This window comes from Bacillus paranthracis, assembly GCF_001883995.1.
GTDB classification, from domain to species: Bacteria; Bacillota; Bacilli; order Bacillales; family Bacillaceae_G; genus Bacillus_A; species Bacillus_A paranthracis.
In genome coordinates, this window is the sequence record NZ_MACE01000026.1 from 16,010 (window position 1) to 31,740 (window position 15,731).

Consider the following 15,731-nt stretch of genomic DNA (forward strand, 5'->3'; position numbering starts at 1 on the left):
TATGCATAAAATAACAATAATGTATCTTAATGCAAAAAAACTAGAGAATCTAGCAGGTTTCCCATAGGGTACAGTACGAAACGATTATAAGTAGTACAGTGATATAAATAGGAGGTTATCGCTATGACATCTGAATTTAAAGAGATGGCGTTCCAGCTGAAAACGGAACGACTCGACCTGAATATGTGGGAGGAATCCGATGCAGTCTGGCTTAGAGAACTAGTTGGTGAACGTGGAGTGGAAATGCCAACCGTTGAATCTGTACGTAACGATCTTATTGAGAAGCGCAAGATAGCAGCTGAAAATGGTATTTCTCTTCTCACGATTCGTAGACGAGATGAAGGCGATTTCATCGGTTACTGTGGCTTAATTATCGGTCGTTCCACGCTTGAAGAGCCGGAGATTGCATACGAGTTGTTCCGCAGTGCTCATCGCATGGGTTATGCGACAGAGGCAGCATCAGCGGTATTGGAGGCTGCGATTGCTACGGGGCGCAAAAGACTATGGTCTACTGTAGGCGCTTGGAATACTGCGTCTTTTCGGGTGTTAGAGAAGTTAGGATTTAAGCGACATCATAGTACGTTTGGCGAACGCGGTGAGATTGTTTGGAATGTGCGCGATCTATAGATTAAATTCAAAACAATGAAAAACGTAAAAGAAAGCCCATATGTTAGATTACTCAGTAATCTAGCATATGGGCTTTTCCTTTAAATGCAATAGTTTGTTTTAATTTTTTACATCCTCATATAATTGGAGTGCCTCTTTCACATTCAACCCATTTTTCACAATCCCATGTATCGCTTGAATCATCGCAGCTGGATGTTCGGATTGCCATATGTTGCGGCCCATATCTACGCCGATTGCACCTTCTTGCAGTGCGTTATACGTAATGTTTAATGCGTCTTCAATTGAATCTAGTTTTGGGCCGCCCGCGATAACGACTGGGGCAGGGCAAGTGCTTGTGATTTTTTCGAATCCTTCGCAGTAATACGTTTTAATAATGTCAGCACCCATTTCAACGCATACACGGGAAGCAAGTGCTAAAAAGCGAGCTTCACGTTTTTGCAGTTCTTTTGCAACTGCGGTAATGCCAAGTACTGGCAGACCATAATCATGAGCTTCTGAAACTACATTTGCGAGATTTGTAACTGTTTGTGTTTCATAGTCTGATCCGACGAAAACAGATACACCGACGCCAATTGCATTTTGTTTTACTGCTTCTTTTACAGGGGTAACAATTGTTTCATTCGCTAAGTCTTTACCGACGACAGTAGCTCCGCCTGATACGCGCATAACCATCGGTGTACTGCAATTTTCAGGAATGCAGGAGTTAAGTACACCTCGCGTTAAAAAGAGGGAATCTGTGTAAGGAAGCAAGTTTTTAACTGTTTCAAGTGGTTGTTCAAGCCCGTGAATTGGTCCTAAAAAGTAGCCGTGATCTATCGCTAACATAACCGCTCTACCATCAGGTAAAATTGTATTTAATCGATTTTTAAATCCCCAAGTCATTCAAAATCACTCCTTCGTTAATGTTGGATTTTCCGTTTGAACAGTATCTTTATTTGGTAAATGTGGTGACTTTATAAAAACCGCTTTAAAAGGTTTGTCAGAATGGTTAATAAGATAGTGAGATTCATGAGGACGAACTTGCAGGACGTCACCTTGTTTCATTGGAACTCTTTCGTTATTTACATAGAAATCTATTTCACCTTCTAATGCATAAAAGACCTCTTCGCACGTCGTATGATAATGGTTTTGAAACTCCTGCCCAGGCTGAATGACAACAAGGCCAAGATCAATATTCGGACCTTGTATTAAATATTTCGGCCCGTTATCACCGAAGCGATAGGAGAAGTCATTTTCATTCGCTTTTAACATACATTCCACTCCTTTATGTAATGTGTTACAGTGCACCAGGCGCAATCCACATATGTGAAGTGAGTCCTTTATCAGCTAAAGCGAGCTGACTGTCATATACAGTTTTCCATGTTTCATAGAACTCTTTATATAGTTCGTGATTTTCAGTTACTGGTTCGAATGTTTGCTCCCACTGTACAAACTCTTCGGCAGTCTCTTCCATAGATGCATATATGCCAGCACCAACTCCTGCAGCAATCGCAGTTCCTAAAGCAGCTGCTTCTTTCACAACAGGTACTTTTACAGGAATACCAAGGACGTCTGATAGAATTTGTGGCCATAGTTTTCCTTTAGCGGCACCACCAGCAAAAACGACTTCAGAAGGGAATGTCCCTGTGAGATTTTCTATTAATTTTAAGTTTCCAAGTGTAACGAAGGCGGCATTTTCTTCAATAGCACGGAACAGTTCTTTTTTTCCACATTTGTCAGCGTCTAAACTTAAATTTAAAAAAGATGGTGCGGCATGACGCCAAGAAATGTAGTTCATAACGTTTGAAAAAGTAGGGATAATGCCATGTGAGCCGACAGGTACGTCTTTTGCTTGTTCTTCTAATAATTCATAAGCATCTACACCGAGTTTGTCAGCAAGTTTCTTTTCCTCTTGGCAAAAAGCGTCTCGAAACCAGCGCATAACGAGGCCTGGGAAAAAGGCAATCGTTTCATATTGCCATAGGTTACGTACGACGTGACAATTTATACGAATCGCAGCATGCGGATCTGGTATTGGCTCAGTAACATTCACTTCTTGTTGCCAAAAACTACCTCCGCATATTAATGTTTGATGTGGTTTCACGACTCCAGTTCCGAGTGATGCCATTTGAGCATCTCCGCCCCCGGCTACAACAGGAATTCCTTCACGTAATCCAGTTAATGCTGCACATTCTTTTGTAACATTACCAATCACAGTGCCAGCTTCATTTACTTTTGGTGAAAATGGTAAAGTTATACCACACTCTTTAGCTACATCGTTATCCCAATTTCTATTTTGTAAATCAAAGATTCCAGACGTACAACCGTTTGAAGGATCAATTTGCAGCACGCCGCTTAGTTTATATAAAATCCAATCGTTTAACATTGTAAAAGAGTGAATAGAATTATAGACGTCGGGTTCATGTTTTTTTATCCAAAGTAGGCGAGGTAAAGCACCTAATGAAAAAGTTTGACCAGACTTTGTATATAAATCTTTTTCAAGGTGTGACCGAATTTCTTTTAGTTCACTAACCTCCGCGGATGCACGCCCATCAACATTTGCGCACGCCCATATTTCTTGCCCATCTTGATTATATAAAACAAATCCTTCCCGCATACTTGTAGCGCTAATAGCAAGAATAGAAGAGGCAGGGGTATTGCTTTTTTGAAGAACCTCTTTCGTGCATTCTCGTACTAGCTTCCAATTTTCTATTACATCAAAGTTCATAGAGCCTGGATAACGAGGGTCAGATTTGTGAATCCATTCTTTTTGACTTACTGCAGTTTGATTCCCATGTAAATCAAAAAGAACTGCTCGAATGCTTCCTGTACCAGCATCGAAAGCTAATAAATGGGACATTAACAATCACCATCCTTTCGTAATAAGGAGAGGGCAGTTTCCTCATCGGTAATTAATGTATGAATAAACTTTCCTTTTAAAGCACCATAAATTGCATCTATCTTTTCTATACCTCCAGCAACACCGACGACATGATTCATATTGCGCAAAATAGAGAGAGGCGTGCCAATTAGACGATTGTGATGCGAGAGCTCTAATAAATTGCCATTTGTATCATAAAACTGTCCTAAAATATCGCCAGCACCGTTTTGACTACGAATATATGTCATCTCACGTAATGTTAATTTTTCTTTTTTTACAATCGTAGCGTCTTGAGATAGTCCTCCAATACCGACAACAGCCGTATGAGCAAGTGAAGCGACATGAAGCATATCTTTTACACTCGGTTCTGATAGAATACTTTGTGCCATTTCGGTTGTAGACGCTAGAAACGGCGTAGGGATAATGTGAAGATCGCCTTGCATGTAATGTAAATAGTTTTGTTTTCTCGGGAGATAGTGATTTACTCCGCCTGTTAACGTTACGATTGAGAGATTAATAGAACTTTCGAAATGAATGTTTTCTAGCATTTTGCTAATTGTTTCTCCCCAGCCAATACCGAGTAAATCTCCTTGCTGGAGCTGAGTTTCTAAATATTGTGCAGCAGCTTTTCCGAGAGAATCGTGATAATTGTTTACTGGGGTCGGGATAATAAAAGCATCTTTTAAGTAGAACTTTTTCATTAAGTCACGCTCAATACTTAAACAGTGCAAACCAGTCCCTTTTACGTGAAATGTAACGATACCTTCACTCCGCGCCTTATCTAATAACCGGACGACTTTATTTCTTGAAATATGAAGAAGTGAAGCGATTTCCTGTTGTGTTAATTGGTCCTTATAATAGTACCAAGCTACTTTCGTTAATAAATTCTCTTCAAAGTTCAGCTGAGTCATACTCTTCATTCCTTTCAACAATTGACCACAGCTTAAACATATGTACCATATATTTTGTTTATTCCAGTTGAAGCGATTAATAGTACGTAGAAAAAAGTGTTCTAGATATAAAAAAAGGAATATACAATGCTACAAAACAAGTAGAACAAATAATCATTTTCTCAAAAAATGTTCTGTATAAAGGCAGGTGACATCATGTGGAGAACGTACCTTTATTACAAGTAAAAAAAATGAGTAAGGCGTTTTTAAATCAACTTGTATTAAAAGAAGTGAACATTCAAGTAGAGCGCGGAGATATATACGCATTAGTTGGAGGGAATGGTGCTGGGAAATCAACATTAATGAAAATATTAACGGGGTTATATTCGTATGATGATGGAGAAATATATGTAAAAGGAACGAAGCAACAGTTTTCAAATCCGTCAGAAGCACACCGAAAAGGTATGTATTTAATACCGCAAGAACCGCTCATTTTTCCGCATATGACTATTGAAGAAAATATATGTATCGGGTTAAAAGAAAAGAAAAAGAAATTAAGAGTACAGATTGAGCAATTGATTAACAGTCTAGGGTGGGATATTGACCTTAATGAACTAGGAGGATCATTATCGATTGCGCAACAACAGTTAGTAGAAATCGTTAGAGGATTAATAAGAGAAGCTGAGATTCTTATTCTAGATGAACCAACATCGACATTAACAACACACGAAATTAAGAGTCTTTTTGTGTTGATGAAAAGTTTACAAGAAAAAGGAATTGGGATGATTTATATTACGCATCGCTTTCCAGAAATCTTTGAAATTGCCAACAAAGTAGCAATACTACGTGATGGAATGGTTGTAAGCCAAGGTGATGTATGTGACTATACATATGACATGCTGATGGAGGGGCTATTGCCAAAAGGGTATAAACAGAAAGAGAAAATAGAAGTAGTTCAAGAGACCACAAGGATGAAAAAAATATTAGAAGTGATTGATATAAATGGTCACGCATTCGAAAATATTTCATTCACTGTACATGCTGGTGAGATTGTAGGTATTGCTGGCATTGTTGGATCGGGCAGAACGGAATTAGCAGAAGCGATATTTGGATTGAAAACTGTAAAAACAGGGTCTATTTTATTAGATGGGAAATCAATTGATACATGTTCTTTGCATAAAAGGCTAGACGAAGGACTAGTTTATGTGCCGGAGGATAGGGCAAGGAATGGCATTTTCCCAATTGCTTCTGTTAAAGAAAATATTGCAGCAGCAAGTTTACAGCAAAATAATCGCTTTTTTATAAATCAAGAAAAAGAAAGCGCTTTAGTTAATTCGTTTATAGAACAGTTCCGAATTGTTGTACAGGATATGAATGAAGAACTGGCATCTTTATCAGGAGGTAATCAGCAGAAGGTCGTGCTTGCAAAGTATCTCGCATGTAATCCTAAAGTTATTATTCTGGATGAGCCGACTCGTGGAATTGATGCGAAAGCAAGGCTTGAAGTTTATGAGACGATCGAAAAAATAAAAAGGGAAGGACTCGCAATTTTATTAATCTCTTCAGATGTTGAAGAAATTGTTCAATTAGTAAACCGTGTATATGTAATGAGAAATGGACGATTTGTTTCTCATATGGAAAAAGAACAACTGAGTGTGAATGAAGTTACACGCCTTGCATACGGAGGTGTAGCGGAATGAAACGCATGCTAAAAATGCACGAAACGTCTATCATAACGTTACTACTAATTTATATAGCTATTGTAGGAATGATAAATCCTAGTTTTATCCAATTTAACTCGTTATCTTTAATGGTGAAATCAAGCGTTATTTTAGTCGTGCTAGCAATCGGTCAATCGTTCGTCTTATTTACAAAAAATATAGATGTATCAGTTGGTTCAAGCATGGGGTTAAGTGCAGCAGTTTGCGGAATGTTGTTAACTGATGGATATCATGCATCTCTGTCCATACTTGCTGCTATTATACTTGGCGCTATTCTCGGTTTTATAAATGGAATTGGTGTTGCAAAGTTTCGGGTACCGGCCATTATTATGACATTAGGCATGTTAGGAATTATTAGGGGTGCCATGTTAATTTTTACAGGCGGGAAGTGGATTGAAGATATTCCAAACGATTTTAAGCAGCTGTCATCTATCGTCATTTTTGGTTTACCTATAACTGTATGGTTCGTTCTTATTATTTTACTACTACTATACTTCTTTTTAAGGAAAGTGCCATTTGGAAGATACTTTTATGCGGTAGGTGATAATGAAGATGGCGCGAGACTTATTGGTATACCTGTTAATAAAGTGAAAATATGTGCGTTTATAATTTCAGGCATAAGTGCTGCGCTCGCTGGTTGCATATTTGTTATGAATATCGGATTCGTTCCTAATCAAACAGGAACTGGGATAGAACTACAGGTTATCGCAGCTGCTGTACTAGGGGGGGTTCATTTAAAAGGAGGAACAGGTTCTATAGTTGGAGCTGCATTAGGAGCGATATTTTTAGAGGCGATAAGCAGTTCACTCGTCTTTTTAAAAATACCAGCATTTTGGAATAATGCTATTTCAGGTTTCTTATTATTGCTAATCGTCATATTAGATAGCGTTATGAAAAAGTGGAAGGCAGAAAGGAGGATGAATCTATGAAGTATGTATACAGATGGGAAGGTGTTCTAATTGTATTGCTTCTTATAGAATTCATTCTCTTTAGTTTAATCAATAGTGATTTCTTAAATATTAGTAACCTCCTTTTTAGTACAAATGATTTCCTATTTATCGCAATTGCGGCGATACCAATGACTTTCGTTATAGTAACAGGAGGAATTGATGTATCGGTCGGCTCAATAATGGGTCTCACTTCGATCTTGATCGGTGTACTTTGGATGAACGGAATATCTATTTTGTTTGCTGTCATAATATCTCTAATAATTAGTTGTTTAGCAGGCGCTTTAAACGGACTTATTATAAAAATGACAGATGTAGAACCACTCGTCGTTACACTCGGCACGATGTTTTTATACGGAGGAATTGCACTCGTCATTTCAGGAGGAGCAGGTGCTTCTGGGTACGAAGGAATAAGCGGTTTACCTGACACATTTGTACAACTGGCAAACGGTAGTTTTATAGGAATACCGAATTTATTATGGCTACTGATCGTATTAACAGTTTTATGTACTGTATTATTTCACCGAACTATATACGGGCGCCATGTAAAATTAACAGGTGCGAACGAAAATACAGCAAAATACACCGGGATTAAAACGAAAAAAGTAGTCATCATCGCTTACATGCTTTCCGGGTTAGGAGGTGGATTAGGGGGGACTTTCTTAACTGCCTATTTCGGTTCTGCACGTGCTGATATGGGAAGTGAAACAATTTTACCAATCATTACGGCAGTCGTATTAGGCGGGACACTTATTACAGGGGGAAAAGGAAGCATTATCGGTACTGTACTGGCGAGTATTTTCATTGGACTCATGCAGTATGGCTTGCAAATGACGGGTTTAACAAATGAACAATCCAACGTAGTAATTGGTATTATCCTTATTCTTTCAGTTATTATGAGACATTTCAAATTACATCAATTCACACTGGGGAAAAGAAAGAATTTGCATAAGGAGGAAATGTCATGAAGAGAAAACTAGGGATTGTATTCATTGTATGTATGTGTTTAATCGGTTTAATCGCCTGTTCTAGTCAAACCGCAGATAAGAAAAAAGCGGATGATGTGAAATTTGCATTTATCCCGAAATTAACAGGAGTTGGATTCTTTACATCAGGTGGTGAAGGAGCAAAAGAGATGGGAGATAAACTAGGCGTACAAGTGAAATATGATGGACCGTCTGAAGCAAGTGTATCTGGGCAAGTAAAATATATAAACAATTTCATTAACCAAAACTATGATGCACTTATGGTTTCTTCAACGTCAGTTGATGGTTTATCGCAATCACTGCAACGTGCTAAGAAAAAAGGGATGACGGTGTTAACATGGGATTCCGATGTGAATCCGAAAGATCGTTCCTTTTATATAAGCCAAGGAACACCAGACCAACTTGCTAATTTATTAATAGAAATGACTTCCAAGCAAATTGGAGATAAAGGGAAAGTAGCATTTTTTTATTCTAGCCCAACAGTAACAGATCAAAACCAATGGGTAACGAAAGCGAAAGAAATTATTAAAGAGAAATATCCGAACTGGGAAATTGTAACGACGCAGTACGGTGAAAATAATGCGCAAAAGTCTCTGTCAGTAGGGGAGAATATTTTAAAAACGTACCCTGATATTAATGCGGTCATTTGTCCAGATGCAACGGCACTTCCGGCAATGGCACAAGCAGCTGAAAATTTAAAAATGGATAAAAAGGTTGTCGTAACTGGCTTCTCTACACCAAACGTTATGCGTGATTACGTAAAACGAGGAACTGTACAACAATTCGGATTATGGGACGTAAAACAACAAGGTGCACTCGCAACGTATGTAGCAAATGAAATTGTTGTAAAAGGGAAGAAGTTAAAAGTAGGGGATAGCTTCGAAGTAAAAGGAATTGGAAAAGTGAAAGTAGAGCCAAACTCCATTCAAGGATATGATTATGAGGCAGAAGGAAACGGAATTATCGTATTGCCAGAGCGAGTTGTATTTACAAAGGATAATATTGAAAAATATAATTTCTAGTAACGAAAAAACGTCCGAATGTATCGGACGTTTTTATTTCTTCATTAATTATGAACTGTTTCTTTTTCATTTAATCCAAGGGTACGACCTGTAGAAGTGTGAAGGTCTTGGAATAATCTTGGATTTTCTGTTAATGAAATGCCGTAAGAAGGAATCATTTCTTTTATTTTTCCTTCCCATTCTACCATTCGACTTGGGAAACATTTTTCTAATACTTCAAGCATAACATGAACGGCAGTAGAAGCACCCGGTGAAGCACCTAGTAATGCTGCGATTGATCCATCAGCCGCACTAACAACTTCTGTACCGAATTGAAGTGTTCCTTTACCGCCAGCATCAGTATCTTTAATTACTTGTACACGCTGACCAGCAACTACAATATCCCAATCTTCACTTTTCGCGTTCGGAATGAATTCGCGTAATTCTTCCATACGTTTTTCGTGTGATAACATAACTTGCTGAATTAAGTATTTTGTTAGTCCCATTTCTTTTACACCAGCAGCTAACATCGTTAAGACGTTATTTGGTTTTACAGAACCAATTAAGTCAAGGTTTGAACCAGTTTTTAAGAACTTAGGAGAGAACCCTGCGAATGGTCCGAACAGTAAAGCTTTTTTGTTGTCAATATATCTCGTATCTAGATGAGGTACAGACATTGGCGGAGCGCCAACTTTAGCTTTACCGTATACTTTCGCATGATGTTGCTCTACAACTTTTTGGTTTTTACATACCATAAATAGTCCACTTACCGGGAATCCACCAATATGTTTTGATTCAGGGATACCAGTCTTTTGAAGTAGGGGTAGGCTACCGCCACCGCCGCCGATAAAGACGAATTTAGCAGTGTGATGCTCAATTTTACCACTATTCATATCGTGTACTTTCACTTCCCACAAACCATTTTTCGTGCGTTTAATGTTTTCGACACTATGTTTGTAGTTTAGCTCGACATTTTTCGTTTTTAAGTAATCAAACAACATTCGTGTTAATGCACCAAAGTTAACATCTGTTCCAGAGTCAATTTTCGTTGCCGCCATAGGCTCTTTAGATGTACGACCTTCCATAATGAGTGGAAGCCATTTTTTTAATGTTTCAGGAGAATCGGAAAACTCCATTCCTTGAAACAGTGGATTTTTTGAAAGCGCTTCAAAACGGTTTTTTAGAAACTGCACATTTTTTTCACCTTGTACTAAACTCATATGAGGTAGAGGCATAATAAAATCTTGTGGATTACGAATTAATTTGCTTTTTACAAGATATGCCCAAAATTGTCTTGAAAGCTGGAATTGCTCATTCACTTTTACAGCCTTACTAATATCTATAGATCCGTCAGATTTTTCGGAAGTATAGTTCAGTTCGCATAGCGCAGAATGCCCTGTACCTGCATTATTCCATTCATTAGAGCTTTCTTCCCCGGCACTTGCGAGTTTTTCAAAAACTTTAATTTCCCATTCTGGTGCTAATTCTTTTAGCAATGAGCCTAACGTTGCACTCATAATTCCTGCACCAATTAAGATAACGTCTGTTTTTTGCTGCATGTTGCTCATGATAATCTCTCCATCCCCTATATTGGCAAAAAAGAGTAGGTGTTTACTGTGTCTAAGCCGTAAAAAGAAAACACCGCCTAGGCCCCACCTAGGTATTTACCTTTTTTGTCTCAATTATATAACCATCTCATACTCTATTATAATAATTAATAGACTAAAATATCTAGTGTTATCTGATAATTTTAAACTATTTAACGTTTTATTCGCCAAAAATCTTATTTAACAAGCTCTTTTAAGGTGATAAATAGAAAAAAATTACAGTTTGAAATTATCTCGAAAAAGCTTACGTATCCAAAAGTGGGTAGAAAGGATACCTTTTTATGGGACTTTTTTCAAAACCTATTGTATGATTATTCTGAAAGTTAAAAGGAGGGATACACATGCGTACACAAGAACAAATCGCAAACTTATTTCGAAATTTTTCAATAAAGGAATGTAAAGGGTCAAGTGACTTATATGAATATTTATCAATGAAAATTGCTGAAGATGAGGAAGTACTTACACTATCGTCCTATGCTCAGGTAGGTCAACCAGTCCCAAACTTATTATTAGGTGCAGTACATTATTTATTGTTAGCAGGGAAAGAACATCATGTAAAAACGTATTATAGTAGCTTAGTTGAACATGCTAATACGGATTTAGATCAAGCTTTTAATCATTTTAAAGATTTCTGTAAAATGTACAGAGAAGAAATGATTAATTTATTACAAACGAAACTCGTTCAAACGAATGAAGTAAGACGATGTGCGTACTTATATCCAAGTTTCAGTTACATATTTAACAAAGTGAATAAACCGTTGGCGTTAATAGAAATTGGGACAAGTTCTGGATTACAATTATTTTGGGACCAATATAGCTATTCGTACGGTACAGATGAAACATACGGAAATATAAACTCGAATGTACATGTAACTTCTGAAATAAGAGGGGAGAATGTGCCTCATTTATTAAAAGAAAGTCCACCTGTCGTAGAAAGAATTGGACTAGATTTACATGTAAACGATTTACATAGTGATGAAGATTATTTATGGCTACGTGCACTCATTTGGCCAGAACATAAAGAAAGGCTTGAACTGTTTGACAAAGCTGCATCTTTAGTAAAAAATAAATCTGTTCAATTAATAGAAGGAGACGGTGTAGAGTTATTACCATCTATTATTGAACAAATAAGTGAAGATGCTGTTATCTGCATTTTCCATACACACGTCGCCAATCAAATACCAGAACAAGTAAAACGTAAGCTGGAAAAACAAATCCAAGAAATCGGTGCAAAGCGTGATGTATTCCATCTTTATAACAACATGTGGGACCGGGACCTTCATATTGATTATTATATTAACGGAAACGAATATCGTGAAACGGTTGGAGAAACAGAAGGGCATGGGAGATGGTTTAGCTGGAAACTTGGGAATGAGATGCTTTGTTAATATTTGAGAAATTTTTATTTTCAAGAAATTAGATAATGAAATTCCAGAAAATGAAAGTGACTAGTTACTTTCATTTTTCTTTTGTGATAATATGTTAGTAATTACTTACTTACATATTGAATGGAGGAATAAAAATGGGGAAATTAACAGCACGAGAAAAAGTTATGGAAGCTGCTACGCTATTATTCGGGGAAAAGGGGTATACAGCGACAACCATTCGTGAAGTGGCAGAAAAAGCAGGAGTAAGCGAATTAACGATATTCCGTAATTTTAAAAATAAGGAAAATCTTTTTAGGGAGAGTATTATTTTACGGACGACACCAGTTGCTTTGCTAGAGGAAATAGAAGAGCAATTTACTGGTGATTTACATAAGGACCTTACGAAAGTGGCGGAAACATATATTCAAACCAATTTACCAAAGCTAAATTATATTTGGGCTGCGTTAATAGAATCAAGACAAAATAGTGAAATGAAAGCATTACTACATGAGTTGAATTCACATCTAGTGAATCACTTAGAAAGATATTTAAAGCAACTTGGGGAGGCGGGACACATTTCTCCTTGTAATTATCGTTTGATAGCGAACATGTTTTATGGACAACTGTTTTTATACATTATGAACGTTAGTATAACGGAAGAAGAAATTCAGTTAGAAGAATATATAGAGACGTGTGTAAATTTATTTATGAATGGAATTTCAAATAAAGAAAACGAATAGGGGTGAGAGAATTGCGGAATACATTTGCATTAATAGCTTTAATTGCAGGCTTTTTTATGGCAATTTTAGATTCAAATATTGTAAATATCGCATTACCAGAAATGACAAAGACATTTCATACGTCAATTGATACAATTTCATGGATTGCTAATAGTTATAATGTCGCCTTTGTATCGTGTTTATTAATTGCAGCACGTCTGGCTGACCAGTTTGGTCGCAAGAAGCTGTATATTATTGGTTTATTGGGGTTTTCTGTTAGTTCGTTTATGTGTGGTATAGCCACTTCTTTTCATACATTAGTAGCTTTTAGGATAATACAAGGAATTTCCGCCGCAGTTATCGTACCAGTTGCTATGCCATTAGGCCTTAATTTAGTACCGAAAGAGAAACAAGGTATGATAGGAGGCATCATGGGAGCTTTTGGGGGATTAGCAGCGGCAATTGGCCCTTCACTTGGAGGTGTTTTAACGGACAAATTAAATTGGAGTTGGGTGTTTTTTATTAATATACCAGTTGGTATTTTATCTTTCATCTTCGTGATTCTTTGTATTAAGGAATCGTATGATCATGCTACAAGCTCTAAAATAGATTGGGCAGGGATGATTACTTCTGCATCTGCACTATGCTTACTCGTATATGCACTCATACAAGTAAATACAAATCATTTAAGCACGATAAGATTAATACTTCTTTTTATGCTCTCATTCATAGGTTTTATATTATTTTTTATCATTGAAAAGAAAAGTGAAAATCCAATGTTGCCATTAAGAATATTCACAAATAAAGAGTTCTCAATCTCGAATTTTTCTTTATTCTTTGTTGGAATGGGACTAATGAACTTTTTATTTATACTTGCTTTTTATTTCGTTCAAGTAGGAGGTATGTCTGAATTGCAGTCAGGTTTAATAATTAGCACGCTAGCGATTGTTTCAATGATTGTTACAGCAATAGTAACACCAATTGCAGCAAAGCGGGGAAGTTCATTAATAGGCAGTATAGGTCTACTAACATTTATCATAGCATCATATTTATTTAGTCAAATAGATTCCAACTTTACTACATGGGATTACCTTTGGCGATTAATGATTGTTGGGATTGGAACTGGCTGCACATTAGCACCGTATACAACAACGGCAGTTTTAAGTGTGCCTATTGAAAAGTCAGGTGTTGCTGCAAGTATATGTAATATTTCAAGAACAGTTGGAAGTATTGTTGGGGTTGCGATACTTGTGATGTTTCTGAATCATCAGTTGTTAGTTGAAAAAGAGAAGGTAAATAGGGAAGTAGTAACTGTGATTAAAAAAAGTGATTTGTCAAATTTAGAAAGGGGGGAAGTACTGCAAGCGGTAAATAAAAAACAGCAAATCATCTTAAAATCTGATGGAGAGCGAAAAATTTACAAACAAGTAAAGGAGGAATATCAGCAAGGAATAATTCGTAGTTATAATTTAGCATTTTTAATGGGCGCAACTATATTTTTTATCGCATTTATTTTTAATATAGGAAGAGTCTTATTAGAGAAGAAAAGAAGAGGATCGTTTGAATAAAGAAAAAGGCTGTGCGTCATATAGAGCACAGCCTTTTTATAGTGATATGTATTTAATCAAAACCCAGGTAATCCATCAACCTCACAAATTTTCTTGGATATAAAACTTATATTTAGTAAAATTTTGCGCGAGGGGATGTTGTTCGGACCAATAATTACAATATAGTTTTGGCATAGTATTCCTCCAAACTAAAATTTTTTTTTGTCGTCAGAAAAGATTGTCTTTAACACTATTACTTACACTACCATAACCGTTGTTTTCAGTAAAACACGCTCCATCTAATGTAAGATTCCCTGAATGTTGTAATGTATTAAAAGTTCATTGGTACGCTCATTACTAAGTCGTAACATGTCATAGATGTATTTTTGGCTATATTGAGGATAGGTTGGTTTTATATATGTTTTAGTAATTGAAAGAAAACTATTAAGTATGAAGAAGGGGATAAAACGTTTATAGGGGATATAGAAAGTTATAATATATAGAATTAGAAATAAGAATTTGATAGTATTGGAGTAAGGAGTTTTAATAGCAGTATATTAAGTCGTATTAATATATCTGTTGCGAATGCTTTCATTAAATCTCTTATTTTAATGGGAGTATTTGATAGAATTCAAAAAATATAATGGAGGTTAATATGAAAAAAGTAATTGGCGCAGCAACAGCAACTGTTTTCGGACTGGGAGCATTTACTACAACTGCTACTGCAGAAACGATCGTAACAGCAGATGTACTCAACGTACGTGAAAAAACGACTACAGAATCAAAAGTGGTTGAAAAAGTAAAAAATGGGGAAGAGTTAAAAGTCATCAATACCGAAGATGGCTGGTCAAAAATTGAGTTAAATGGTAAAGAAGTATTTGTAAGCTCGGAGTTTACGAAAGATATTTACCATGTAACAGCAGATTTGTTAAATGTACGTTCTGAATCAAACACAGAATCAAAAATTCTTGGCAGACTGAAAAAAGATGATGTAATTGAATCAACGAAGCAAGTAAAAGACGGATGGCTACAATTTGAGTATAAGGGAAAAACAGCTTATGTAAATGTTTCTTTCTTATCAAATAAAGCACCAATTGAAAAAAAGGCTGACGAGAAAACGAAGCAAGTAGCGAAAGTACAAAAATCGGTGAAAGCTAAGGAAGAAGCTAAAACACAGAAGATAACAAAGGCAAAAGAAACAATAAAACCTAAGGAAGAAGTGAAAGTGCAAGAAGTAGCAAAGGCTAAGGAAGAAGTGAAAGTGCAAGAAGTAGCGAAACCTAAGGAAGAAGTGAAAGTGCAAGAAGTAGCGAAACCTAAGGAAGAAGTGAAAGTGCAAGAAGTAGCAAAAGCTAAGGAAGAAGCGAAAGTACAGGAAATAGCAAAGGCTAAGGAAGAAGCGAAAGCGCAAGAGATAGCCAAAGCTAAAGAAGAAGCAAAAGCACAAGAGATAGCCAAA

General features: G+C 36.6%; 14 protein-coding genes and 1 pseudogene. 9 read left to right on the plus strand and 6 right to left on the minus strand.

Features of this window, described 5'->3' with window-relative positions:
- The first annotated feature begins 123 nt into the window (after positions 1–123).
- Complete coding sequence (locus BAQ46_RS11505) at positions 124–627, plus strand: GNAT family N-acetyltransferase (protein WP_061130962.1); 504 nt, start codon at positions 124–126, stop codon at positions 625–627.
- A gap of 99 nt (positions 628–726) precedes the next feature.
- Here BAQ46_RS11505 and lsrF read toward each other — a convergent pair whose 3' ends face one another.
- Genes lsrF through BAQ46_RS11525 form a run of 4 tightly spaced genes read right to left on the minus strand, consistent with a single transcriptional unit; the run spans position 727 to position 4,398 of the window.
- The gene (lsrF, locus tag BAQ46_RS11510; RefSeq protein WP_000219760.1) at positions 727–1,509 is read right to left on the minus strand and encodes a 3-hydroxy-5-phosphonooxypentane-2,4-dione thiolase; all 783 of its coding nucleotides are present in this window, start codon (positions 1,507–1,509) and stop codon (positions 727–729) included.
- Positions 1,510–1,515: 6 nt separating this feature from the next.
- On the minus strand, positions 1,516–1,878 hold the full coding sequence (locus tag BAQ46_RS11515) for a cupin domain-containing protein (protein WP_000909989.1): 363 nt from the start codon (positions 1,876–1,878) through the stop codon (positions 1,516–1,518).
- A gap of 25 nt (positions 1,879–1,903) precedes the next feature.
- Complete coding sequence (lsrK, locus tag BAQ46_RS11520; RefSeq protein WP_071741952.1) at positions 1,904–3,466, minus strand: autoinducer-2 kinase; 1,563 nt, start codon at positions 3,464–3,466, stop codon at positions 1,904–1,906.
- Positions 3,466–4,398, minus strand: a complete 933-nt coding sequence (locus tag BAQ46_RS11525) for a sugar-binding transcriptional regulator (RefSeq protein ID WP_000192720.1) — start codon at positions 4,396–4,398, stop codon at positions 3,466–3,468. Before BAQ46_RS11525 ends, lsrK begins: the two co-directional genes overlap by 1 nt.
- 197 nt (positions 4,399–4,595) lie before the next feature.
- Here BAQ46_RS11525 and BAQ46_RS11530 point away from each other — a divergent pair, with 197 nt between their 5' ends.
- The 4 genes from BAQ46_RS11530 to lsrB are packed head-to-tail and all read left to right on the plus strand — an operon-like array spanning position 4,596 to position 9,053.
- On the plus strand, positions 4,596–6,077 hold the full coding sequence (locus tag BAQ46_RS11530; RefSeq protein WP_071741953.1) for a sugar ABC transporter ATP-binding protein: 1,482 nt from the start codon (positions 4,596–4,598) through the stop codon (positions 6,075–6,077).
- On the plus strand, positions 6,074–7,027 hold the full coding sequence (locus tag BAQ46_RS11535) for an ABC transporter permease subunit (protein ID WP_000827504.1): 954 nt from the start codon (positions 6,074–6,076) through the stop codon (positions 7,025–7,027). The genes BAQ46_RS11530 and BAQ46_RS11535 overlap by 4 nt, the downstream gene beginning before the upstream one ends.
- Complete coding sequence (locus BAQ46_RS11540; RefSeq protein WP_000878511.1) at positions 7,024–8,013, plus strand: ABC transporter permease; 990 nt, start codon at positions 7,024–7,026, stop codon at positions 8,011–8,013. The genes BAQ46_RS11535 and BAQ46_RS11540 overlap by 4 nt, the downstream gene beginning before the upstream one ends.
- Positions 8,010–9,053: an autoinducer 2 ABC transporter substrate-binding protein LsrB gene (gene lsrB / locus BAQ46_RS11545; protein ID WP_000823641.1), complete on the plus strand. Its 1,044-nt coding sequence runs from the start codon at positions 8,010–8,012 to the stop codon at positions 9,051–9,053. Before BAQ46_RS11540 ends, lsrB begins: the two co-directional genes overlap by 4 nt.
- 44 nt (positions 9,054–9,097) lie before the next feature.
- Here lsrB and BAQ46_RS11550 read toward each other — a convergent pair whose 3' ends face one another.
- Entirely contained in the window at positions 9,098–10,600 is a 1,503-nt protein-coding gene (locus tag BAQ46_RS11550) for a malate:quinone oxidoreductase (protein ID WP_000069167.1), read from the minus strand.
- Positions 10,601–10,980: 380 nt separating this feature from the next.
- Between BAQ46_RS11550 and BAQ46_RS11555 the strand changes: the two genes are divergently transcribed.
- From BAQ46_RS11555 to BAQ46_RS11565, 3 genes are all read left to right on the plus strand, one after another.
- Positions 10,981–12,027 (plus strand): DUF2332 domain-containing protein, encoded by a 1,047-nt coding sequence (locus tag BAQ46_RS11555; protein WP_001260255.1) that lies wholly within the window; start codon positions 10,981–10,983, stop codon positions 12,025–12,027.
- Positions 12,028–12,161: 134 nt separating this feature from the next.
- On the plus strand, positions 12,162–12,746 hold the full coding sequence (locus BAQ46_RS11560; protein ID WP_000517413.1) for a TetR/AcrR family transcriptional regulator: 585 nt from the start codon (positions 12,162–12,164) through the stop codon (positions 12,744–12,746).
- Positions 12,747–12,757: 11 nt separating this feature from the next.
- Positions 12,758–14,293: an MFS transporter gene (locus BAQ46_RS11565; RefSeq protein WP_001246242.1), complete on the plus strand. Its 1,536-nt coding sequence runs from the start codon at positions 12,758–12,760 to the stop codon at positions 14,291–14,293.
- Positions 14,294–14,349: 56 nt separating this feature from the next.
- Here the strand turns inward: BAQ46_RS11565 and BAQ46_RS31040 are convergent.
- A pseudogene (locus BAQ46_RS31040) lies at positions 14,350–14,448 on the minus strand (GNAT family N-acetyltransferase); the annotation flags it as partial.
- A 479-nt stretch (positions 14,449–14,927) separates the two neighbouring features.
- Between BAQ46_RS31040 and BAQ46_RS11575 the strand changes: the two are divergent.
- On the plus strand, positions 14,928–15,731 hold an 804-nt coding region (locus tag BAQ46_RS11575; protein WP_145925672.1), incomplete at its 3' end, for an SH3 domain-containing protein.